The sequence below is a fragment of the Pelosinus sp. UFO1 genome (assembly GCF_000725345.1).
Taxonomy (GTDB): Bacteria; Bacillota; Negativicutes; order DSM-13327; family DSM-13327; genus Pelosinus.
Genome location: NZ_CP008852.1, coordinates 4,275,488 through 4,297,929, shown reverse-complemented (window position 1 = coordinate 4,297,929; position 22,442 = coordinate 4,275,488). Strand labels below are relative to the sequence as shown.

The 22,442-nt window shown below is 41.0% G+C and carries 24 protein-coding genes; 23 read left to right on the top strand and 1 reads right to left on the bottom strand.

Going from position 1 to position 22,442, the window contains the following annotated elements:
• Positions 1-32 precede the first annotated feature (32 nt).
• Positions 33-794: a YgcG family protein gene (locus UFO1_RS20205; protein ID WP_038673752.1), complete on the top strand. Its 762-nt coding sequence runs from the start codon at positions 33-35 to the stop codon at positions 792-794.
• Between the two features lie 99 nt (positions 795-893).
• A complete protein-coding gene (gene rd, locus UFO1_RS20200; RefSeq protein ID WP_038673751.1) occupies positions 894-1,055 on the top strand; it encodes a rubredoxin in 162 nt (53 codons plus the stop codon).
• A gap of 134 nt (positions 1,056-1,189) precedes the next feature.
• Here the strand turns inward: rd and UFO1_RS20195 are convergent, their stop codons facing one another.
• Positions 1,190-1,729 carry a DUF3231 family protein gene (locus tag UFO1_RS20195; RefSeq protein ID WP_038673749.1) on the bottom strand — a complete coding sequence of 180 codons (540 nt, stop codon included), beginning with the start codon at positions 1,727-1,729 and terminating at the stop codon, positions 1,190-1,192.
• 290 nt (positions 1,730-2,019) lie between these two features.
• Between UFO1_RS20195 and UFO1_RS20190 the strand changes: the two genes are divergently transcribed.
• The 21 genes from UFO1_RS20190 (at position 2,020) to UFO1_RS20090 (ending at position 22,418) form a co-directional block, all read left to right on the top strand.
• Complete coding sequence (locus UFO1_RS20190; protein ID WP_038673747.1) at positions 2,020-2,328, top strand: zinc-ribbon domain containing protein; 309 nt, start codon at positions 2,020-2,022, stop codon at positions 2,326-2,328.
• Between the two features lie 336 nt (positions 2,329-2,664).
• Positions 2,665-3,603 carry a malate dehydrogenase gene (mdh, locus tag UFO1_RS20185; RefSeq protein ID WP_038673745.1) on the top strand — a complete coding sequence of 313 codons (939 nt, stop codon included), beginning with the start codon at positions 2,665-2,667 and terminating at the stop codon, positions 3,601-3,603.
• 91 nt (positions 3,604-3,694) lie between these two features.
• Positions 3,695-4,186: a methylated-DNA--[protein]-cysteine S-methyltransferase gene (locus tag UFO1_RS20180; protein ID WP_236639260.1), complete on the top strand. Its 492-nt coding sequence runs from the start codon at positions 3,695-3,697 to the stop codon at positions 4,184-4,186.
• 90 nt (positions 4,187-4,276) lie between these two features.
• A complete protein-coding gene (locus UFO1_RS20175; protein ID WP_038673743.1) occupies positions 4,277-4,621 on the top strand; it encodes a phage holin family protein in 345 nt (114 codons plus the stop codon).
• A 22-nt stretch (positions 4,622-4,643) separates the two neighbouring features.
• Entirely contained in the window at positions 4,644-5,441 is a 798-nt protein-coding gene (locus UFO1_RS20170; RefSeq protein WP_038673742.1) for a Cof-type HAD-IIB family hydrolase, read from the top strand.
• Positions 5,442-5,943: 502 nt separating this feature from the next.
• The gene (gene namA, locus UFO1_RS20165) at positions 5,944-6,957 is read left to right on the top strand and encodes an NADPH dehydrogenase NamA (RefSeq protein WP_038673740.1); all 1,014 of its coding nucleotides are present in this window, start codon (positions 5,944-5,946) and stop codon (positions 6,955-6,957) included.
• A 588-nt stretch (positions 6,958-7,545) separates the two neighbouring features.
• Positions 7,546-8,037: a hypothetical protein gene (locus tag UFO1_RS20160; protein ID WP_038675497.1), complete on the top strand. Its 492-nt coding sequence runs from the start codon at positions 7,546-7,548 to the stop codon at positions 8,035-8,037.
• Position 8,038: 1 nt separating this feature from the next.
• Positions 8,039-8,770, top strand: a complete 732-nt coding sequence (locus UFO1_RS20155; protein ID WP_038675495.1) for a 6-carboxyhexanoate--CoA ligase — start codon at positions 8,039-8,041, stop codon at positions 8,768-8,770.
• Positions 8,771-8,784: 14 nt separating this feature from the next.
• Positions 8,785-9,951, top strand: a complete 1,167-nt coding sequence (bioF, locus tag UFO1_RS20150; protein ID WP_038673738.1) for an 8-amino-7-oxononanoate synthase — start codon at positions 8,785-8,787, stop codon at positions 9,949-9,951.
• Between the two features lie 11 nt (positions 9,952-9,962).
• On the top strand, positions 9,963-10,703 hold the full coding sequence (gene bioD, locus UFO1_RS20145; RefSeq protein WP_038673736.1) for a dethiobiotin synthase: 741 nt from the start codon (positions 9,963-9,965) through the stop codon (positions 10,701-10,703).
• Entirely contained in the window at positions 10,700-12,085 is a 1,386-nt protein-coding gene (bioA, locus tag UFO1_RS20140; protein WP_038673734.1) for an adenosylmethionine--8-amino-7-oxononanoate transaminase, read from the top strand. Before bioD ends, bioA begins: the two co-directional genes overlap by 4 nt.
• Positions 12,086-12,225: 140 nt before the next feature.
• Positions 12,226-12,957: a phosphatase gene (locus UFO1_RS20135; RefSeq protein ID WP_038673732.1), complete on the top strand. Its 732-nt coding sequence runs from the start codon at positions 12,226-12,228 to the stop codon at positions 12,955-12,957.
• 18 nt (positions 12,958-12,975) lie between these two features.
• Positions 12,976-13,881, top strand: coding sequence for an RNase adapter RapZ (gene rapZ, locus UFO1_RS20130; RefSeq protein ID WP_038673730.1), 906 nt, complete (start codon positions 12,976-12,978; stop codon positions 13,879-13,881).
• A 65-nt stretch (positions 13,882-13,946) separates the two neighbouring features.
• Positions 13,947-15,311, top strand: coding sequence for a YvcK family protein (gene yvcK / locus UFO1_RS20125; protein WP_038673728.1), 1,365 nt, complete (start codon positions 13,947-13,949; stop codon positions 15,309-15,311).
• Between the two features lie 45 nt (positions 15,312-15,356).
• Positions 15,357-16,295 (top strand): DNA-binding protein WhiA, encoded by a 939-nt coding sequence (gene whiA / locus UFO1_RS20120; protein WP_038673726.1) that lies wholly within the window; start codon positions 15,357-15,359, stop codon positions 16,293-16,295.
• Positions 16,288-17,037 (top strand): polysaccharide deacetylase family protein, encoded by a 750-nt coding sequence (locus UFO1_RS20115; protein ID WP_038673724.1) that lies wholly within the window; start codon positions 16,288-16,290, stop codon positions 17,035-17,037. The genes whiA and UFO1_RS20115 overlap by 8 nt, the downstream gene beginning before the upstream one ends.
• A 115-nt stretch (positions 17,038-17,152) precedes the next feature.
• Positions 17,153-18,196, top strand: a complete 1,044-nt coding sequence (locus UFO1_RS20110; RefSeq protein ID WP_071842038.1) for a cytochrome c biogenesis protein ResB — start codon at positions 17,153-17,155, stop codon at positions 18,194-18,196.
• A gap of 390 nt (positions 18,197-18,586) precedes the next feature.
• Positions 18,587-19,417, top strand: coding sequence for a c-type cytochrome biogenesis protein CcsB (gene ccsB, locus UFO1_RS20105; protein WP_038673722.1), 831 nt, complete (start codon positions 18,587-18,589; stop codon positions 19,415-19,417).
• Between the two features lie 58 nt (positions 19,418-19,475).
• On the top strand, positions 19,476-19,949 hold the full coding sequence (locus tag UFO1_RS20100; RefSeq protein ID WP_038673720.1) for a NapC/NirT family cytochrome c: 474 nt from the start codon (positions 19,476-19,478) through the stop codon (positions 19,947-19,949).
• Positions 19,942-21,222, top strand: a complete 1,281-nt coding sequence (locus UFO1_RS20095; protein WP_038673718.1) for an ammonia-forming cytochrome c nitrite reductase subunit c552 — start codon at positions 19,942-19,944, stop codon at positions 21,220-21,222. Before UFO1_RS20100 ends, UFO1_RS20095 begins: the two co-directional genes overlap by 8 nt.
• Positions 21,223-21,347: 125 nt before the next feature.
• Positions 21,348-22,418: a hypothetical protein gene (locus tag UFO1_RS20090; protein ID WP_038673716.1), complete on the top strand. Its 1,071-nt coding sequence runs from the start codon at positions 21,348-21,350 to the stop codon at positions 22,416-22,418.
• The last annotated feature ends 24 nt before the right edge of the window (positions 22,419-22,442 follow it).

Here is a 22,442-nt window from a genome sequence, read left to right as displayed (position 1 = left end):
CTGTAATGTTATTTCATAAGCGAGGGAAGACTATGAAAAAGAGGCTAGCCTGGATTATATGTGTGGCATATCTACTGATGGCTGCAGTGGCCTGGGCCCAGCCGCAAATACCACCAGTGCCAACATCTAGTATTTATATTCAGGATTACGCTGGTGTAGTAAGTGCTGATACGAAAGCTCGTATCAATAACTTAGGAAGTCAACTAGCGGCTAAAACAAAAGCCCAGATTGTTGTAGTCACGACCAAAACCCTAGACGGTGCAGCTTTGGAGGATTATTCCTTAGAGCTTCTCAGGCAATGGGGGATTGGTGACAAAACATTAAATAATGGAGTACTTATCTTAGTCGTTGTGGATGACAAACGATCTCGTATTGAGGTAGGTTATGGTCTAGAAGGTGCACTGCCTGATGCGAAGACGGGGCGTATTCAAGATGATTATATGATTCCGTACTTTCAAAATGGGGATTATGATAAAGGAATTTTAAATGGTTACCTTACTGTTGCGACGGAAGTAGCTAAAGAATACAAACTAGAGCTAAAGACTGAGGCAAAACCAGTGCAACGCACGCAAGCTGCTAATCAAGGTTCAGGTTGGGATACCCTTCCCTGGTGGCTGAAAGTCGTGATTGCTGCTGGTGTTCTCCTTTTATTTATGATAGATTGGATATTTTTTGGTGGAACAATAACTTACTTACTGTTATCCATCGTGCTTCGACGTGGTGGTGGCAATGGTGGTGGTGGCGGATTTGGCGGCGGCTCAGGCGGCGGTGGCGGTTCCAGTCGAAAATGGTAAAGTTTTTAGTTGATAGTGGATATCATTTGCTAATTTATATAAATATGGTAAAATGGTAAGAGGCAAAATTAGTAGAAAATAATGGAGGGATTTTTAGAAATGGAAAAATGGGTATGTGTAGTATGTGGTTATGTTTATAATCCAGAAGAGGGAGATCCAGATAGCGGTATTGCTCCTGGTACTAAATTTGAAGATATTCCTGAAGATTGGGTCTGTCCATTATGTGGAGTTGGCAAAGACCAATTCGAAAAACAAGCATAATAAAAAAACCTTCCAGTACACTGGAAGGTTTTTATTTTTACGGAATCAGAAAGTATAACACTTCCTTGATTCCAAGTAAGAGCGACTAAGGCTTCTGCCTGCGTCTGAGGACTTGGCCTAAGCCAAGTCTTTTCTTAATGCTGAATTTTTGCAAGGCGTGGGAGCCAACCGCGGTCTAACATAAGTTGCAGTAAACGATAATCCCAGTCTAAGCCGGCATCTAGCATTTCTCGATACATTAAAGCTACGTCTACTTGGTAGGATTGATGCAATGCTGCTAGCAATGCCATTTGTGCTGCCTTTCCCATGGTGCCAACTGCAATGGCAACTTCACCATCAGTTAGATGGGCATCTGGAGGAATGTTTAAAGATGTTTTGTGCAGTGTACGACGGTTAAAGCTTAAGGCAGGAATGTTGCCACCACTATTTTGTAACATTTCTTCAGAATGCTCAATCAGGGTTTTGTTGTGTCTTTCAAGTGCTTCTTTGATTAGGCTTTTTAATTCTGTATCCTCGGCATGGTTGTAAAGGATTTCTAGCGCAGCAATGTTATAACGACCTTGGGCAATGACTCCATATAAACTAGCTGCCTCTAAATAGTTAAGGGGCTCTTTGTCAAAAAACATGTTGAATATGCCACGAGTTTCTGAGCTTACTTTTTCAAGAATTGTCATATCGTATAACCTCCCTACTACAAAATGTTAAGCTGATGTAATCATAAATAGTATGTGCATGAATGAAGTTGTTCATACATTTTTTAAAGGGGATTTTTAATAAATATTGGAATTCAAAAAATTGCAATAATCCTTTACTTTCACAGTAAAAAAATGTATACTAATGATTGAGCCCATCTAAATAGGTCTAGTGAGATTCCATTATATATCCTTCTCAAGTAGGTTTTTGGTAAGGACAGTAGTGAACCCTAAACCATTTTGGGCCATAAAATTTGAGGGGGACTATCACAATGGTTCAAGACAAAAATTTAACATGCCGCGAATGTAACGCAGAATTCGTGTTCTCAGCTTCAGAACAAGAATTTTACAACGAAAAAGGTTTCACTAATGAGCCTGGCCGTTGCCCACAATGCCGTGCAGCTCGCAAACAAAGAAATAATGGCGGTGGCAGCTTCAACCGTGGTGGCGCTCGTCCACAACGCGAAATGCATGATGTAACTTGTGCAGCTTGCGGTGTAGAAACACAAGTGCCTTTCCGTCCAAGCAGCGATCGTCCTGTATATTGCCGCGATTGCTTCAGCAAAAATAGCGGTCGTTAATACATATTAACGATGAACTCCTTCTACTATTGTAGAAGGAGTTTTTTTGATAAAGATATTAACCACAGAGGCGCAGAGAACACAGAGCAAGAGAGTGTGGTTAACGTAGTAGATATACACCTCTGCGTCCTCTGTGGTTCGAAAAAAGGTCTATATTTTACTTAGTTACTTATTTCTTTCTTTATTTTCACATTATTGTTATTATTTTTTCGATAGTATGTATTTTTTTTCACTTAAGATCTATACAAACCTATGAGCTGGGAGTTATAATTACTAATAGGGTTAACATATACTAAGAATACAATATTGTACAAACTTTAGGAGGATGATGTCAGGATGAAAATTACTGTCGTTGGTGCTGGTAATGTAGGCGCAACTTGCGCAAATGTAATTGCACAAAGAGAATTAGCAAGTGAATTGGTATTGCTCGATATCAAAGAAGGCGTATCAGAAGGTAAAGCTCTAGATATGATGCAAACTGCTACTTTGTTGGGATTTGATACTCGGGTTACTGGTAGTACAAATGATTATAGCAAAACTGCTGGTTCTGATGTAGTTGTCATCACTTCCGGTATTCCTCGTAAACCTGGTATGACTCGTGAAGACTTGATAGGTACCAATGCAGGTATTGTTAAAGGTGTAGTTGATAGCATTTTGAAATATTCCCCAGATGCTATTTTTGTTATCATCAGTAATCCTATGGATACTATGACTTATCTTGCATTAAAAGCTAGTGGCCTGCCTAAAAATCGTATTATTGGTATGGGCGGTATTTTGGATAGCTCTCGCTTCAAATGTTATTTGAGCCAAGCTCTTGCTGTTCCTGCTACTGATATTCATGGTGTGGTTATTGGTGGTCATGGTGATACTACAATGATTCCATTAACTCGCTTTGCTACATACATGGGTATTCCTGCTTCTGAATTGTTAGATGAAGCAACTTTGGAAAAAGTAGCGGCTGATACTATGGTTGGTGGTGCTACCTTAACTGGTTTATTAGGAACTTCCGCTTGGTATGCTCCTGGTGCTGCTGGTGCCTTATTGGTAGAAGCAATTGTTCGTGATGAGAAAAAAGTATATCCTTGCTGCGTGGCATTGGATGGTGAATATGGTCAAAAAGACATCTGCCTAGGCGTTCCTGTTGTAATCGGCAAAAATGGTTGGGAAAAAGTTGTTGATTATAAATTAAATGCAGTAGAACAAGAAAAATTCAATAAGAGCGCTGATGCAGTTCGTAAAATGAACGCAGTATTAGTAGATATGAAACTAGTATAAATTACAAGCAAAACATATATTTTTTAAAATAGGAAAATACCTAGTTGCTATAGAATATGGCACTAGGTATTTTTTTTATTAAAGGATGTGGATGATGATGCAACAAATGCATACAATATTAGAAACAGATTGGGGTTATATGACTGCTATTTGGACAGATTTAGGGTTATGGGAGCTCGATTTTCCGGTAAAAAATAAGCCTGAGGAGCCAAAGGGTGAAGTAACGGAATCCGTGAAATTTTGGTCAGAGCAACTAAGGCAGGAATTAAATATGTATTGGCGTGGGTTCGCTGTTGCATTTGGCGTGCCAATTGATTGGCGTGGATATACTTCTTTTCAGGCTACCGTACTTAAATTTACGGCAACGATCTCTTATGGACAGACTACAAGCTATGGTACACTGGCGCGAGAAATTAATAGCCCCAAAGCCGCACGAGCAGTAGGGGGAGCCTTGCACCGCAACCGGGTACCGATCGTTGTACCTTGCCACCGTGTGATAGGAGCAAAAGGTACTTTGACAGGGTTTGGGGGTGGTATTGAACTAAAGCAAGCCTTGTTGTTATTAGAAAGTAGTGAGGGATAAAGGCAAAAAATATATTGTCAACGATTTGTCCAACAGGATATAATAAGGATTAGTATTACTTTTAGTTAGGATTTGAAGGAGGGCCAAAACGTGTGCGGTTTTCTGCTGCGTATGATTCTTAATGGCGTCTTATTGTTTTTACTTATTGTAGAACTACCAGGAGTTTTTGTTGATACGTTAGGTGGTGCTTTACTTGGAGCCGCAATTATTGGCATAGCAAATGGAGCCGTAAGGCCATTATTAGCCTTGAAGGATAAGCCTTTAAACTGGGTTACCCTAGGTGGATTGACCTTTTTTATGAATATATTGACGCCATTTATGGTGATTAAAGCTTTGCCGGGATTTCAAATTTATAGTATGATTGCCCCTGTAACCAGCGTATGCTTGATGACGGTTTGCAGTTGTACTTTGTCAAGAGTGATAAAGGATCGATAAGGAGAGCAGTGGAGGTTTTTTAATGACAATCCGATTAGTAGCAGTAGATATGGATGATACGCTATTAGATAAAACATTACAAGTATCGCCACGGACCTGTGAAGCCATTACCAAAGCTCAAGAGCAAGGGGTTTTGGTAACCATCGCTACAGGTAGAATGTTTAGTTCGGCGGTGCCATTTGCCAAGAAATTGAATATGAAAACACCAATTATTACTTATAATGGTGGTATGGTTCGCTCAGCCTTTACGAAAGAGATGGTATTTCATAAGACGATTGCATCCAGTGTGGCTAATAAAGTGGTAGCCTTATTCCGTGAACGGGGCTGGTATCTACAATCCTATATGAATGATGAATTATTTGTGGTGGAGCGTTGTGAGAAGGCAAAGTCTTATGAAAGATTATCTGGTATTCAGGCAATTCCTCTTGGTGAGAAATTTTATACCATGCAGCATGAGCCAACAAAGATGCTTGCCATGGCGGAACCTCATGAAATTCAAGAAATTCAAAAGGTTATTAATCGAGAATTTGCAGGAGAGGTATTTACGGCTACTTCTAAGTCAAACTATCTGGAACTGACCCATCCTAGTGTTAATAAGGGACACGCCTTAGAACTTCTTGCAAAGACGCTAGGTATTAAACAAGAAGAAGTCATGGCGATTGGTGATTCTAATAATGACTATCCTATGATTGAATATGCTGGATTTGGTGTAGCTATGGGAAATGCATCCGACCGCGTAAAAGCCGTTGCCCAAGCTGTAACAACTCACAATAACGAACATGGTGTGGCAGAAGCAATTGAAAAATATGTATTGAGATAGCAGGGACTTCGTTCTTAGAAAATAAGAGCGAAGTTTTTCTTTATGGTATCAGAATTTATAAGTTTCTAGTTAAAAAGATTCAACCACAAAGACACAATGCCGCTATCGCGGCACACAAAAAAGATGGGAATGAAATGGATAGAATCCCTTTGTGACCTTTGTGTCTTTGTGGTTCAAAAAGGACGCGTAGCGTTTTTCTTATAATAGAATTAGATAAAAGCAATGAACCGCAGAGGCGCAGAGGACGCTGAGAGGTACTATTAATACCCCTGATAAACATACCTCTGCGTTCTCTGCGCCTCTGCGGTTCAAAAATCTTATGGTTATCAATAGTATGTTTTTTGTTACTATACTACGAAAAAGTATGTACTTGTATTGTCTTCCTATATCTATTAGAATGATATCATAAATTGGTAGAAACTTGAATATCCTTGAAGGTGTTAGAATTGTAAAGCTAATTTGGATTCAATTTATCTAGTAATGAAAAGAAAGGATGATCTGAATGTTATTTACACCGATCTCGTTTAAACAGTTAACCTTAAAAAATCGAGTTGTTATGCCACCTATGTGCATGTATAGTGCAGCAGATGACGGTATGGTTACAGACTGGCATGTAACCCATTATACAACACGGGCGGTAGGGCAGGTTGGTCTAATTATTGTGGAGGCCACAGGGGTAGAACCTCGAGGGCGTATCTCCAACAAAGATTTGGGCATTTGGGATGATAAACATATTGCTGGTTTGAAAAGTATTGTTGACCATATCCATGCCCAAGGAGGTAAAATTGGCATTCAGTTAGCTCATGCGGGGAGAAAGAGTGAAGCGGTTGGAAGTAATCCTGTAGCACCTTCCGCCATTGCGTTTAATGAGGAATATCGTTTACCTACAGCTTTAACAGCAGGAGAAATTCAAGAAATCATACAAAAATTCGTCCAAGGAGCAAAACGTGCGGTAGCAGCGGGCTTTGACACGATAGAGCTTCACGCTGCTCATGGCTATTTAATTAATGAATTTTTATCACCATTAACGAATCTTCGTGAGGATGAGTATGGTGGCAATCTTGTTAATAGGGTACGTTTTTTACAAGAAGTTTTGATTGCGGTGAAGCAGGTCATTCCTAAAGAAATGCCAGTTATCGTCCGTGTATCGGCAGATGACTATCATGAAGATGGCAATACACCGGAGATTGTAGCCGAGATGCTGAATTTAGTAAAACAGTATGGTATTGATATAATCAATGTAAGCTCCGGAGCTGTAATTCCGGTTATGCCAAGGGCATATCCAGGATATCAGGTAGCTATGGCTTTAACGATTAAGGAAAAAACCCAATTGCCCGTATTAGCAGGCGGGCTCATAACGGAACCTGCCCAGGCCATGCAATTAGTTAAGGCTGGTATTGACCTGGTGTACACGGGTAGAGAATTGTTACGCAATCCATATTGGCCCTTGCAGGCTGCGCATGTTCTACAGCAGGAAGTAGAGTGGCCAGTACAGTATTTACGAGGAAAATGGTAAAATAGTATAGAAACCGGAGTTATCTTAAAAAAGATAGCTCCGGTTTTTTATTATGGTATCATAATTTATAAGTTTCTAGTTAAAAAGATTGAACCACAAAGACGCAATGCCGCTATCGCGGCACACAAAGAAGAGGGGAATGAAATGGATAGAACCCCTTAACCCCTTTGTGACCTTTGTATCTTTGTGGTTCAAAAAGGACGCGTAGCATTTTTCTTATAAAATAATTTACATTTTACAACAAGGAGTGTATGATTAATAATGTTAACCATATAATAAATTTTCGTTAACGATGAGGAAGCAATTCTTTACTATAGAGTGCCTTAAAGAAGGTTGTATCTATATTGCTGGTCTGCCAGCAACTGGATATAGGGCTTCGTTTGCTTCCTACGTAACGCCTCTCATCCCTATATCCCATTCCTGACGATTGTCATTTAGCCTATTTACTTTGAATTAGATAGGTTAGTCATAGGCTTTATATGAATTGATAAGAAATAATCGGAATGAACGCTTATTTTTTTGTTATTAACGTTAACCGAGGAAAATATGATGGTTAACCGAAAGGGGGTATTTATGAGAAATGTTGCAATGCCCAAGACGAGAAGACTGACGGAAACAGCTTTATTGACTGCTTTACTTACTATTTCTGGTGCGATTAAGCTTCCTGGTTTGATCCCAGGGACGGAATTTCAGCTATCCGCTCCTTTAGCGGTAGCTGTCTGTGGGGTGTTTGGTTTTTCTACCTATATAATGGCTGGGATATTGTCTAGTCTCATTGGATTAATACTAGGAACGCAAACTTTACTAAATGTCGGGGTCGCGATGATATTTCGTGTAGTAGTAGGGATCTGTGTAGGTGTTTTTGGTGCAACATGGCCAGTATTGGTGATAGCGGGGCCGATTGGATCTAGTGCAGCCAGGATAGCCCTTGGTAATATAATCGGCAAGGCGGCAGTGCCTCTTTTATTAGCAGCCCTGCCTGGTATGGTCTATACCGCTCTGGCAGCTTGGCCCCTCGCTTTATTGCTAAAACGGGTAAAGGTACAAACGGAAAGGGTGATGCAAAGTGTACAGCGTTAGAATGCGGGCAGCTCAGGGAGGGCGGCATGAAGAAGGTGGCCGTCATATTTCTGGAGCAGAGCGGGTTGTTCCAGAGGAAAGAGTAGAAGAAACAACAAGTGCTATGTTAGAAAGGGCTTTTTCTCATACTAGGGGAGAAGCTGATTTTGTGAATATTATTGTAGAAAAGATAGAGAACTCTGCAATAAAACAAGTACCTTTATTGACCATTTCCACGGCAAAGGCCTATGGGGTAGCAGAAGGCCTTTGTGTAGCAGAAAAAGCTCTAGTGGCAGCAGGAGTATCTCTTACTGGGGCTAAGGAGGGAATACATTTGTTGCAATCTCTTCCGGACAGTATGCGAGGCGCTATGTTACTATGTGCTGTAACTGGCAGAAGGCTAGATAATACAGGGGAAAAGGGCATTCGAGTATCCCGCATGGATATCGAGAATGAAGAGGTATTTATGGGAAAATTGGTAGAACAAGGGATTGATAATATGCATGTGCGTGAGGCATTGGTGTTAGCCAGCAAGGTAGCAGCAGGCCCTGGCATTGTGGCAGAACTTTGTTGGTCGGATGATCCTGAATATACTACTGGCTATGTGGCTTGCCCTCAAGGGTACCTACGGATTCCCCACTGTAAGCCCCTTGGTAATGGGATTGGCGGAAGGATTTTTTTTATCAATCCCAATACAGATTTATTAGCACTAGAAGAATATTTGCAGCACCAGCCTGTGCTTGTGAAAATTTGAGGGAGGGAGCCAAAATGGAGTTTTATGAAGAGTACCTTAAAGAAGTAAGAGCACAAGCTTTGTACCGGGAACCGGTAAGCATAAAGCATTTGGACGCTGTACATATACAGGTAGAGGGGAAAAATTATTTATCCTTGTCGTCCAATAATTATTTAGGTTTAACCCATAACCCTAAGGTACAGAAGGCTGCTTTGGATGCAGTCTTGCAGCATGGTACTGGTTCAGGAGGAGCTAGACTGACTACTGGCAGTCATCCTTTGCATAAAAGCTTGGAACGAGAGTTAGCCCAATTTAAAGGTACTGAGGCGGCGTTAGTTTTTAATACAGGATATATGGCAAATGTGGGAACGATCAGCGCCTTAGTTGGCAAGGGGGATTTAATTTTTAGTGATGAACTAAATCATGCCAGCATTATTGATGGCTGCCGCCTGTCAAAGGGGCAGACTGTCGTCTATCGTCATGCAGATATGAAAGATTTAGCTGAAAAGTTAAGGAATTCCATCTGCCCTGGGAAAAGGCTGATTGTCACTGACGGAGTTTTTAGTATGGATGGAGATATTGCTCCTCTAGATAAAATCGTTCCATTAGCAGAAGAGTATCAAGCTATAGTTATGGTAGATGATGCCCATGCCGTTGGGGTACTAGGTCGAGGTGGGCGTGGTACAGTGGACTATTTTGGCCTTAAAGGCAGGGTGGATGTTCAAGTGGGGACTCTTAGTAAGTCTTTGGCCTCTGAGGGTGGTTATGTGGCTGGCAGCCAGATGCTTATTCAATATTTAGTCAATAAAGCACGCAGTTTCATCTTTTCTACTGCCTTGTCTCCGGCGACTGTGGCAGCGGCAGCTAGCGCGTTAAAGGTATTAAAAGCAACTCCCCAATTAGTGGATAAATTGCTGGAAAATGCGGCTGGAATGAGAAAAGCTTTAGTGGCTGCAGGTCTAAAGGTTGATGGTGGCCTAACCCCGATAATACCAATTCTGGTAGGGGAGGCAGCATTGGCAGTAGCAATGAATCAAGAATTAAAAGAGCATGGTTTACTTGTTTCTGCAATCAGACCTCCTACTGTTTCGCCGGGTGCCAGTCGTTTGCGTATAACAGTATCTGCTGCTCATGAAAAGGAAGAGCTAGCTAAAGCCGCTGATAGTATCATTGCAGTCAGTAGAAAGCTAAATTTAATATAAGAGGTGATTGGATGTCTGGATTATTTATTACAGGGACGGATACAGATATTGGTAAGACTGTGATTACTGGAGGAATTGCCGCAGCACTCAAAGTTCGGGGGTTACAGGTAGGGGTGATGAAACCCCTAGCATCAGGTGGAGTGGTTAATCAGGCTGGTAAGTTAGTGGCAGAAGATGCTACCTTTTTGATGAAGGCAGCTGGTATTGGAGAAGAAAAGCGCGATGCAGTGAACCCTTTATGTTTGGCTCCTGCCCTGACGCCAGCTGTGGCTGCAGTAATGAGTGGGGTAGAAATAGATATATCTCTCATTCTTAGGGCCTATCACAAGTTAACGGAAAGCTATGAACCAGTAGTCGTAGAGGGTGTAGGTGGAATTACAGCTCCTTTATGGCAAGAATATCTATTGGTTGATCTTATGGTGCAGCTTGATTTGCCAGTTATTGTTGTTACCGGGCCTAAATTAGGAACGATTAATCATACAGTGCTAACCGTCGAGTATGCTCGTAATCGTGGATTACATGTAGCAGGCATTATTATAAATGCCTGGAATGAGGCTGAGGTAGGTATTCTGGAAAAATCCAATGAAGAATATATTAGGCGTTTAACCCACGTACCAATAGTCGGGAAATTTCCTCATGTGTCTGCCATAAAAGAAGGCGATATACCGCCAATCGAGTTAGCTAAGATTGCAGAGGAATATTTACAGATAGATGAGCTTATTCCTATCATCAAAAGGGGGACAAGGTTTTGAATGAAATAGAAAGTAAAGATAAGGAATATATTTGGCATCCCTTTACACAGATGCAAGATTGGCTGGATCAGCCCCAAATGGTGATTGAGGCTGCAGAGGGGATAAAACTGATCGATGATCAAGGTAATGCTTATTATGATGGGGTTTCTTCCTTGTGGGTCAATCTTCATGGACACCGTCATCCAACGATAGATCAGGCGATCACTGATCAATTAGGTAAGGTCGCTCATACTACGATGTTAGGTTTGATTAATGTACCAGCGGCTCAGTTGGCGGAAGAATTAATGGCAGTTGTGCCTAAAGGGTTAACAAAGTTATTTTACTCGGATGATGGCTCAACAGCTGTAGAAATTGCCATTAAGATGGCTTACCAGTATTGGCAGCTGCAAGGTAAAAAGAAAAAACAAAAGTTTGTTACGTTAGCAAACGCTTATCATGGCGATACCATAGGTACGGTGAGTGTTGGTGGAATTGATTTGTTTCATCGTATTTTTTCTTCCCTGCTATTTGAATCCATACAGGCACCCTCGCCATGTTGCTATCACTGCAGGCTGGTTTCTGATCCTCAAAATTGTGGTATGGCCTGTATTGATGAGGTGGAGAAAATTTTGGCGCAAAGGCATGAAGAGATTGCCGCGATGATTATTGAACCACTAGTTCAGGCAGCAGCAGGTATGTTGGCGCAGCCACCAGGATATTTAAAAAGATTACGAGAAGTAACCCAAAAATATAATGTGCTGCTCTTGGTTGATGAAGTAGCTACAGGTTTTGGCCGTACTGGTAAAATGTTTGCCTGTGATCATGAGGAGATATCGCCTGATATGATGATGGTGGCAAAAGGGATCACAGGAGGTTACTTACCTTTAGCCGCTACTTTTATGACTGATGAAATATATAACGCCTTTTTAGGAGATGCCCAGCAACGAACTTTTTTTCATGGGCATTCTTATACTGGCAATCCTTTATGTTGTGCCGCTGGTTTGGCAAATTTAAAGATATTCCGCGAAGAAAAGGTGTTAGCAGGTCTTCCTGAAAAAATAGCAGCGGCCCGTGAGCAGCTTGTCAAACTTACCGCTTTAAAGCACGTAGGAGATATCCGCCAGTGGGGCTTGATGATTGGCATTGAATTAGTTGAGAACCCTAGAGATAAGACCCCCTTTCCATGGGAGTTAGCAGTGGGGGCTAAAGTCTGCAAACAGGCCAGGAACCATGGTTTAATCATTCGTCCCATTGGCAGCGTAGTTGTTTTTATGCCACCCCTTGCCAGTACGGTAGGAGAAATTGAACATATGCTTTCACTGATTTACTTGTCGATAAAAGAAGTCACCGAAGAGGAAAAGCCCCAATACGCCGCTAAAAACGTAACTGCTATTATGATATAAGTCCGTGAAACCTTAAGGTAGCCTAACAATGCAATGAAAAGCAAAAAACCATCGTAATGTAGCTGCGATTGGTTTTTTGCTTTTTTATAGAATTTGCCATATAATTGAGGGATAGCATAAGAAATAAGGGGGGCGATGAGATGAAGTTTGTCGCTGATTTACATATTCATACGGTAGCAAGTGGGCATGCTTATAGTACTATATTGGAGAATGCTCGGGCAGCGGCCGATATTGGGCTTGCCATGATAGCTATTACAGATCATGGTCCAGATATGCCCGGTGGACCACATGCTTACCACTTCGGCAATTTAAAGGCAGTGCCAGAGGAATTGTTTGGGGTACGAATTTTAAAGGGAGTAGAGGCCAATGTAATTGATCGAGATGGAACATTGGACTTGGCTGAAGAACGATTAGCTGGACTAGACATTGTATTAGCTGGATTACATTCTGTATGCTCACCTTATGGTTCTGTTTTAGAAAATACACAGATGATGGTGAATGCTATGAAAAATCCTTGGGTAGATGCGATTGTTCATCCAGGGAACCCAGAGTTTTTGGTAGACGAGGAAACAATTGTAAAGGCAGCCGTAGAATATGACGTAGCCATAGAAATTAATAATAGCTCCCTTAAAATATCTAGGGTAGGCAGCAAACCCCACTGTGAAAATATTGCTTGTTTGGCAAAAGAACATGGGGCAAAGATAATCGTTGGGACAGATAGTCATTTTTCTTTAGCCATTGGAGATTTTAGTAAAGCAAATGAACTGCTGGAAAAGTATGAGATTTCTCCCGATGCAGTAATTAATACATCGATTGAGGGTGTGCTGCGTCATCTAAATCGTCGTTCTAACCGGAAACAAAGTGTTCGATAGATAGTGGAGGTGTAAAGAATGGAAGATGTGCGCTTGGTGATTATCACAGGCATGTCAGGTGCTGGCAAGACTCAGGTTGTGCGCACTATGGAGGATATAGGATATTTTTGTGTTGATAATTTACCTCCTATGTTGATATCGAAATTTGCTGAACTTTGTTCCCAGTCCGCAGGGCGGGTCAATAAGGTTGGTTTAGTAGTTGATATTCGTGGACGTGAATTTTTTGATACCTTGATACAAGCCTTAGAGGAGTTAGAGAAACAAGGGCATCGCTATGAAATGCTCTTTTTAGAGGCCTCTGACGAAACCTTAATTAGAAGGTATAAGGAGACGAGAAGGCGGCATCCTCTGGCACCCCATGGCCGTATCAGTGAAGGTATTACTAGAGAAAGGGAGCGGATTGAACATGTTAGAGGAAGAGCTACTCAAATTATTGATACCTCTGAATTAACAACCGCTAATTTACGAGAAAAAGTTACTGCGTTATTTACCAGTGATCACGAACAGCAGCGTATGAATATTACGGTGGTTTCTTTTGGCTTTAAATATGGTATTCCTTTGGATGTAGACATGGTTTTTGATGTTCGCTTTCTACCGAATCCCTTTTATGTAGAGTCCTTAAGGCGTAAAAGTGGCGAAGTAGCTGAGGTTGGGGATTACATTTGGAAATGGCCGATTACCCAGCAGTTTATGGAAAAAATAACTGGTTTTGTTGATTTTCTCGTACCAAATTATATTAAAGAAGGCAAGAGTCAGTTAATTATTGCGATTGGTTGTACTGGTGGCTTGCATCGCTCCGTATTTGTAGCAAGAAAAATTTATGAGGGATTACGAAATAAAGGTTACAAGGTAAACCTAGATCATAGGGATATTGTTAAGAATAATACTATTCCTGCTGCTATAGAAGCTCCTCCTGAGTGCTAATACTTTTAAAATAAGGGTAAGGTACAGGAAATCATACGGTTTGATAAAAAGTAGAGGTGTAATGTATGCACTTTTTAAAATGGATGTACCCAGGCATTAAGGTAAAACGCTGGCTGTTATTATTTTCTTTGGGTGTTTTAGTTGCCAGCATGGGGCTTGCTATTGTGTTGAATTATAAATATGCAGGTAATTTGGAAGAAACCATTTTTAGAATGGTGTATCTGACAACTGGAAAATATTATTATACAGTAACCACTGTGGTGGGGATCTTTATTATCGCTGGTGGCCTAATCGTTATGACATTGGCTACTAGGCAGATTATTGCTTCAGTTATTAGTGTATTAATCCCGGAAGGTTCTGATCGACTTATCGAATTGATTTTTCAAAAACGCAAACTCAATCGCGGACCTGCTGTGACTGTTATTGGTGGCGGGACTGGATTATCCGTATTATTACGCGGGATTAAAGGTGTGACCAGCAATATTACAGCCATTGTAACAGTAGCTGATGATGGTGGGTCATCTGGAAGGATTCGTCAAGATCTAGATATGATTCCCCCAGGAGATTTACGTAACTGTTTAGTAGCCTTAGCGGATACAGAGCCCTTAATGGAAAAGCTATTTCAGCATCGATTTGGTGGTGCTGGAGGATTGGCAGGCCATAATTTTGGCAATTTATTTATTGCGGCCATGACAGAAGTGCTGGGAGATGTGGAGCAGGCTCTAAAAGAGTCTAGTAAAGTTTTGGCAGTTCGAGGTAAGGTATTACCAGCATCCACCCAGAAGGTAAGGCTCTGGGCCAAAATGGTAGATGGTAGCGTTGTAGAAGGGGAGTCTCAAATTCCTCTTGCTAATAAAAGGATTGAGAGTGTGTATCTACAGCCAGAAGAAACTATGCCTGTAGAAAGTTCCCTAGAGGCCATTCGTGATGCAGACGCTATTATTTTAGGGCCTGGCAGTTTATATACCAGCATACTTCCTAATCTTTTAGTAAGAGGCATTGCCGATACCCTACGTAAAAGCCAAGCTGTAAAAATATATATATGTAACGTTATGACCCAGCCAGGGGAGACAGATGGATATAGTGCTTCAGAACATGTGAAAGCAATATTGGATCATGTAGGCCCCGGAGTGATTGATTATGTTGTGATCAATGGACAAAATGTAGCCGTTGAGTTACAGGAAAAGTATGCAGATCAAGGGGCCTATCCTGTAGAACCTGATTTAAAGGCAATTGAGGCGATGGGGATTAAAGCTGTCATGGCAGACGTCATTAGCGAAACAAATTGGGTACGCCATGATCCTCTTAAGTTATCCCGGACGATTGTATCAATGATTTATAAACTAAAAGCCAATTCGGAACGTATGCGATTATTGGATTATTATTTAATAGCCGAAAGCATAAAAGACTTAAAGAAATCGGAGCGCTGAATTTTGCGGCGAATAGCAAGGCGGCTTGACTGGAGTGAATGAAATATGTCTTCTTATTCTGCTGAAGTGAGAAATGAATTGGCTCGTATTGTGGGAGAGCAGGAATGTTGCAATGTAGCAGAACTAGCTTCCCTTATTCGTATGGGTGGCACCATGTTAATTGGTGGGAATAGTAGCTTGGGCATTAATTTTACTACCGAAAATGCGGCTGTAGCGCGTAAAGCCCTAACTTTGATTAAGAGTGGCTTTCATTTAAAAACAGAAGTGGTTGTCACCCGTGGCCGCCGCTTGAAAAAAAATAATTCTTATTTAATTAAAGTAGTACCATCCCCAGTAGTAACAGAATTGCTGTCCGTACTTGGGATTATGCGTGGCGATAATTTGAATGTAAAAAGTGATAGTGGTATTTTACGCAAGGCCTGCTGTCGACGGGCCTATTTACGTGGTTCCTTTTTGGGTGGCGGTTCAGTGAATAAACCGGAAGGGGATTATCATCTAGAGTTGGTTACGGGAAATTTAGATTTTGCTAAAACTTTGGTAAGGCTAATGAAATATTTTTCTCTGCCTGTTCGTATGACAGAGCGAAAGAATGATTATATTGTTTATTTAAAAGATGGTGATGCCATAACGAGCTTTTTGCGGATTATTGGCGCACATAATGCACTTATGACCTTTGAAAATGTGCGTGTGGTAAAAGAAATGCGCAATCAGGTGAATCGCCTAGTGAACTGTGAAACCGCCAATTTGCAAAAGACAGTGAATGCGGCGGTTAGGCAGGTCAAGTGCATTCAATTAATTGCTCTACGGATTGGCCTAAATAAGCTCCCCCATTCTTTAAGAGAGGTTGCAGATTTAAGGTTAGCTCATCCAGAAGCCACTTTGCAGGAGTTGGTAGATGCTATGGATGGTCGAGTCGGAAGATCAGGCATGAATCACCGATTGCGCAAAATAGAGCAGATTGCGATGGAGTTGGAACATGAATAAATATCTGGCACTAGGTGCCCTTTTCATTGTATTTGTCTTTAGTTGGATTGTTTGGCCAACGGCTGGGGTGCCTATATTGGCTTATCATCAGGTAAGTGAAGAGGATGATATCTATAGCGTAACAGCGAGTCAGTTTGAGGATCAAATGAAATATTTGCAGGAAAATGGCTATCATGCCATTTCCTTAGAGGACTTATTTAAATCTTATCAGGGGCAAGGTAAGTTGCCGGAAAAACCAGTGGTGATTACCTTTGATGATGGTTATGAAGATAATTATCTCACGGCCTTGCCTATTATGGAAAAGTACAGTATGAGGGCTACTGTTTTTGTTGTACCTAGCTTAGTGGGAACAACAGAGTATTTGTCATGGCAGCAAGTAAGTGCATTAGAGGAGAGACATACAGAGATCGGGTCCCACACAATGTCTCATATTGCATTAAATGAGATTAGTCCAGAGGAGCAACGCCATGAAATAGAAGACTCAAAAACAGTTCTGCAGCAGCATATTGGTAAACCTGTTGTCTTTTTTGCCTATCCTTACGGACAATTTACGGGAACTACGGAGCAAATTCTACGGGAAGCAGGATACCAAGGAGCTTGTTCAGGGGTTGCTGGACTGAATCGAAGCAGTACAGATGTCTTTGCCTTGAAACGGGTTAATGTGCCTCATCCAAAGTATGGCTTATGGGAATTTCGTTTGCGTCTATTCAGGGCTCATCTCTATAGTAAGCTAGGACTATAACAAAAAAATAAGCTTAAACCATATCGACTTATGGTTTAGGCTTATTTTTTTTACGTATTGTGGAATACTATTTTCATTCGAGTCAACCACAAGCAAAAAAGGGGTGAGGCGTATTATGGCTGAAAAAGATGTTGCCCTACAAGGGGAAGCTCATAAGCAAAGTAAGTTATTTTTAAAAGCAATGAAAGTTTGTAGTTCTATAAAGGTAGGCATGGTGCTGTTATTACTATTAATTGGGGCATCCATGGCTGGTACAATCATTTCGGTAAAAGGCTACGATGTGTATCATAGTCTAGGTTTTAGGATATTACTACTCTTAGTATGTAGTGCCATTTTTCTCCGCAGTGTGTGGCAGTTTTCTATCCTTTACTCTTCAAAGGCTAGGACAAGGCTTTCTTCTTGGGGAAGTTTGCTTGTACATGTAGCAATTTTACTCATTGTAATGGGGGCATTATATGGTAATCAATATGGCTTTAATGAAGAAATTAACCTGCCTGTAGGTAGGACTTATGAGATTAATAATGCTAAGTACGGAATTAATGATTCCTTTACCTTGCAGCTCCAAAACTTTGAAACGAGATATAATCCGGATCGCTCTGTGTCTGACTGGGTGAGCTATATTATTATTCTAGGCGAGGGGGAAGAAGCAGCGGCTCAGGAGATAAAAGTCAATCATCCCTATACGTATCATGGAGTTAGCATTTATCAATCATCTTTTGGCATGGCAATGAGAACCCAATATTTGAGTAATGGGGGAGCTGTGCTGCAGGAGGCTAGTTTAGAAGAAGGTAACGCAATGGTGATTGAGGAACAGCCTGGCATGATGATTCGATTTATACGATATATACCTAGCCCTACTCCTCAAGTTTTATACATCGTATATAAAGAGGGGCGGGAATATGATTGGGGGTCATTGCCTCTAGGCAGCAGCAAGTCCATTGGCAATGCTATGGGTATGGTAAGTTTCAAAGAAGCCCAGCCCTTTTCTGGTTTACTCATAAAACGAGATCCTGGGATTCCTCTTGTGTGGACAGGATTTGTTTTATTGGCTTTTGGCTTTTTTGTAAGCTTATATAAAAAAGATAATACGGTTTTTGAACCACAAAGGCACAATACCACTAACGTGGTACACAAAGGGGAAAAAGAAAAAATAATTTAACCGCAGAGGCGCAGAGTGCGCTGAGAGGATTTTATAACCTTATTTTTTCTCTGTGTCCTCTGTGCCTCTGTGGTTCAAAAATATATCAGCGTTCTTCTTATAGTAGTAAGAAATAATAGTAAGGATAGATAAAATAATTGGGAAGTTTCTTAGTGTTGTTTTAATTAGTTATTCCGTAGCAAAAAGTGTTTTTTGAACCACAAAGGCGCAATACCACTAACGTGGTACACAAAGGGGAAAAAGAAAAAATAATTTAACCGCAGAGGCGCAGAGTGCGCTGAGGGGATTTATAACCCTTTTCTCTGTGTCCTCTGTGCCTCTGTGGTTAAAAAATATGTCAGTATTTTCTTTTGGTGGTACTAACTAATAGTAAGGATAGGTGAAACTAACATGGGAAATTGGGAAAAAGAGTTTTTTAGTGTGGCTTTTATTAGTTATTTTGTAGCGAGTTGTTTGTATATTGGACATTTAATTTGGTTGAAAGAAAAATTAGGGAGCTGGGCAAGAGTTTTCACTATTCTTGGGTTTCTTGTTAATACGTTAGCCATGGCAGCTCGCACCATGAATGCTGGGCACATTCCTTTTGCTAATATGTATGAGTTTGGCATGGCCTTTGTTTGGGGCCTTATCTTACTCTATATTTATATAGAGTATCATCATAAGAATTATTCCCTGGGAGCCTTTGTATTACCAGTGGCTTTTGTGCTTACGGGCATATTTTCTAATTTTTATCAAGAAGCCCATCCTCTAATGCCTGCTCTAAAAAGCAATTGGCTGTTAATTCATGTCATAACGGCTGTTATTGCCTATGGAGCATTGGCGATTTCCTTTGCCTTGGCTCTCATGTATTTATGGAAACAGCGTATTGAGGAAACGGGGGAGGAGGGACCCATTATGAGCAAGTTACCGCCCTTGGTAACATTAAGTGCTTTGGTGAATCAATGTATTGATTTGGCGGTACCTTTTTTGACGCTGCTCATAATAACAGGTGCCGTTTGGGCAGAATATGCCTGGGGATCGTATTGGCGATGGGATCCTAAAGAAACCTGGTCTTTAATTACCTGGTTAATCTATGCAATTTATCTTCATGGGCGTGTTTCTTTGGGTTGGCGAGGGAAAAAAGCTATGAATTGGGCAGTTGTTGGCTTTATCACTGTTCTATTTACCTTTATCGGTGTAAATGTGTTATTGCCAGGTTTACATAGTTATGCGTTGCTTTAGAATACGGACAACATCGTGCTGCAAATCTTTACTGGAGGTATTGAAAGGGGTGGGATGATTGGATTTAGGAGAGTTGTTATCCCGTAGTTCACTTAAATTAATTTTGTTAGGCGTTATTGTCGCTGTAGTGGGGATGTTATTATCCGGGGCCAGTTTTGTATATTCCAGCGGTCCCGATTTTTGTGGTAGCTGCCACTCTATGGAGCATGTATATTACACCTGGCAGGTATCCAATCATAAACAATTTACCTGTAGTGATTGCCATGTTCCTCATGATAATATTGTTGAAACCATGTACGTTAAGGGAGAAAACGGTATGCGGGATGTTTACCATGAATTTTTACGAGATTATCCTGATACCCTATATTTCACATCAAGGGGTAAAGAAATTGCTAATGGGAACTGCTTACGTTGTCATGCCTCCGTAGTGGAAAACACCCATTTAGCAAAGGGGAAACTAAATTGCATAACGTGTCATAGAGGTGTCGCTCACGGGCAAAAAATGGTTCCAGGAGGGGTTAAGGTTGAGTAGAGCGCAGAAATTTTTGGCAGTGTTTTTAGGTATGATGGTGCTTTTTTTTGGTTTTGTAGTAGTGCGCGTTTGGGCCCTAAAACCGTCTTCTACAATTAAATTATCTCCAATAGCAGCTGGGGAGTATGATCCAGCAGTGTGGGGCAAAGCATATCCCCTTGAATATGCAAGTTATCAAAAAAATCTAGAACAAGCACCATCACCAACAGGGTATGGGGGTAGCGTAAAACTGCAGAAAGCTGAGATGCAACCTGAAATATATGTTAATTTTAAGGGCAATCCTTTTAGTAAAGATTATACAGAAGAACGAGGACATTTATATGCTTTAGATGACCTTAGAGAATCGAAACGAATCGGTCCGACTAGTAAAGGTGCCTGTATTACTTGTAAAACACCCTATATAGAAGAGTTCTACAAACAATCGGGTTGGGGTTTTGCTAACCAGCCACTGTCGGAGCTCATTGAAAAATCCAAACATCCTGTAAGCTGCGCTAATTGCCACGATCCAGAGACAATGAACCTTAGGGTTATAAATCCTGCCTTTATTGAAGCGATGGGGCGAAAAGGAGTCGATGTAACAAAAGCCAGCCGGGAAGAAATGCGTAGCTATGTTTGCGGACAGTGTCATGCAGAATACTATTTTGAACCTGGAACAACAAGGGTTGTGTTTCCTTGGGACAAAGGTGTAACACCACAAGAAATGTATCAGTATTATGAAACAAAACCCAATGGATTTGCCCAAGACTTCATTCACCCTGATTCTAAAACTCCTGTGTTAAAAGCACAGCACCCTGACTTTGAGGAATGGCAGAATGGTGTTCATGGTAAATTTGGAGTATCTTGCGCCGACTGTCATATGCCCTATATTCGCGCGCAAGGAAAAAAGTATAGTTCCCATTGGATGACAAGTCCTTTGAAAAACTTGGATGCTTCCTGTATGCCTTGTCATAAAGAGGGAATGGATCAACTCTACAATCAAGTGAAGGCAGAGCAGGATAATGTTTGGCAATTGCAACATACAGCGGGCATGAACGTAGCAAAGGCTCATGAAACCATAGCAAAAGCTGGGAATAACCCGAATGCCAATCAAGCAGAACTTGGTAATGCTCGGGAATTATTACGTAAGGCGCAGTGGTACTGGGATTATGTCGCAGCTGCAAATAGTATGGGCTTTCATAATTCAGTGCAGGAATTACACACCTTAGGCCAGTCTATTGATCTATCTCATCAAGCCATTGATGCGGCAAATCGAGCAGTTGGTAATCAACTGTAAAATACAGATAAGACCCTTTTGGTATAGTTGTTTACAAATAACTGCCAAATGGGTCTTATTTTGTCATTTTACATACTATACAGGTGTTGGTATAATGATGCTATGTCCAAAAAGGGGGTAGCATAATGAATTGGTTTAAAACTGGCGTATTAGCGCTTATCATGCCCGTAATGTTACATAGTACAGCACTGGCATCTACTGTATATTCTACGGTGAAATTGGATGGTTTAAAATTACCAGAATGGTCAACAACTGTATCGCCTTATGGCGGTAAACTATTATTATCAGATAGCCCAGAGACAGTGCCTGATGATGGAATTATGTATCAGGATACTGTAGATGGTGATATTCGCTTATTTTTTCACCACGTAAATGGCACACAAGTAAACAAAAAAATTATTGTTTTGTTAGAAAATGCTGATGAGGTGCAACCGGCCCATGTTACTGTAACAAAGTTTGGATTAGGTGGGCCAAGTTTGGATTATCTAGAGGTTGGTAAAAAGGTACAAAAAGATTATTTGCAGGATGAGAACTTATATCTGTTGGAAGTTCCTGAAAAGGGCTCCAGAAGTTTAATTTCCTTTCTTGATACAAGTATTGTAGAACCTAATATGCTTGTAAACGGCATGTACGATTTCAAGACAGATCGACCCATTACTGTAAAAGTAATGATGATGCCTGTGGAGGCGGATATTCAGAAGTTTGCTGAAACAGCAAAAGTGTTGCCAGCAGATCAGTACCGATTACGTGGAACATTTGAAGGCAAAGATCGTTTAGTTGTAGGAAAAGAAGTCTACGATAGCAAACAAAGCGGAGCAGTTGCTCTTACCTTAGCAGATAATCACATTGACCCTTATGTCACAGGGATTGATGCTACAGATGGCACGTCTACTTTAAATTATGGCAATTACGGTATTGTCTATAAGGTATTCTTGCCCTCCATGTCAGGTGGAAAAGCATCTTATTACTTAAATCCACGGGGTGGAGAATATGCAGGGTGGTTAGGTTTAGAGTATCGCCATCAAGATGAACACTCCATACCGACACCTGCTGATGTTATGTCTTTCGGTTCTAAAAAAATCAGTGAGAGTGCTTTTCTTGGCACCTACGAAACGGGAAAAGCAGTATGGTTGACCTTTAGCCCACCAGGCGCTTCCAATCTACCGATAAAATTAATTATTGCTCCAGCAAAATAAAGAAGACTAGAGTCAAGGGCGGTT

Bases quoted from the DNA above. Each gene is read 5' to 3' on its own strand.
- whiA (WP_038673726.1), top strand. From the start codon at position 15,357: ATGTCTTCTTATTCTGCTGAAGTGAGAAATGAATTGGCTCGTATTGTG.
- UFO1_RS20160 (WP_038675497.1), top strand. From the start codon at position 7,546: ATGCCCAAGACGAGAAGACTGACGGAAACAGCTTTATTGACTGCTTTA.
- UFO1_RS20115 (WP_038673724.1), top strand. From the start codon at position 16,288: ATGAATAAATATCTGGCACTAGGTGCCCTTTTCATTGTATTTGTCTTT.
- UFO1_RS20155 (WP_038675495.1), top strand. From the start codon at position 8,039: ATGCGGGCAGCTCAGGGAGGGCGGCATGAAGAAGGTGGCCGTCATATT.
- UFO1_RS20205 (WP_038673752.1), top strand. From the start codon at position 33: ATGAAAAAGAGGCTAGCCTGGATTATATGTGTGGCATATCTACTGATG.
- UFO1_RS20135 (WP_038673732.1), top strand. From the start codon at position 12,226: ATGAAGTTTGTCGCTGATTTACATATTCATACGGTAGCAAGTGGGCAT.
- ccsB (WP_038673722.1), top strand. From the start codon at position 18,587: ATGGGAAATTGGGAAAAAGAGTTTTTTAGTGTGGCTTTTATTAGTTAT.
- UFO1_RS20110 (WP_071842038.1), top strand. From the start codon at position 17,153: ATGGCTGAAAAAGATGTTGCCCTACAAGGGGAAGCTCATAAGCAAAGT.
- UFO1_RS20170 (WP_038673742.1), top strand. From the start codon at position 4,644: ATGACAATCCGATTAGTAGCAGTAGATATGGATGATACGCTATTAGAT.
- bioF (WP_038673738.1), top strand. From the start codon at position 8,785: ATGGAGTTTTATGAAGAGTACCTTAAAGAAGTAAGAGCACAAGCTTTG.
- namA (WP_038673740.1), top strand. From the start codon at position 5,944: ATGTTATTTACACCGATCTCGTTTAAACAGTTAACCTTAAAAAATCGA.
- yvcK (WP_038673728.1), top strand. From the start codon at position 13,947: ATGCACTTTTTAAAATGGATGTACCCAGGCATTAAGGTAAAACGCTGG.
- UFO1_RS20090 (WP_038673716.1), top strand. From the start codon at position 21,348: ATGAATTGGTTTAAAACTGGCGTATTAGCGCTTATCATGCCCGTAATG.
- bioD (WP_038673736.1), top strand. From the start codon at position 9,963: ATGTCTGGATTATTTATTACAGGGACGGATACAGATATTGGTAAGACT.
- UFO1_RS20195 (WP_038673749.1), bottom strand. From the start codon at position 1,729: ATGACAATTCTTGAAAAAGTAAGCTCAGAAACTCGTGGCATATTCAAC.
- UFO1_RS20190 (WP_038673747.1), top strand. From the start codon at position 2,020: ATGGTTCAAGACAAAAATTTAACATGCCGCGAATGTAACGCAGAATTC.
- mdh (WP_038673745.1), top strand. From the start codon at position 2,665: ATGAAAATTACTGTCGTTGGTGCTGGTAATGTAGGCGCAACTTGCGCA.
- UFO1_RS20180 (WP_236639260.1), top strand. From the start codon at position 3,695: ATGATGATGCAACAAATGCATACAATATTAGAAACAGATTGGGGTTAT.
- rapZ (WP_038673730.1), top strand. From the start codon at position 12,976: ATGGAAGATGTGCGCTTGGTGATTATCACAGGCATGTCAGGTGCTGGC.
- rd (WP_038673751.1), top strand. From the start codon at position 894: ATGGAAAAATGGGTATGTGTAGTATGTGGTTATGTTTATAATCCAGAA.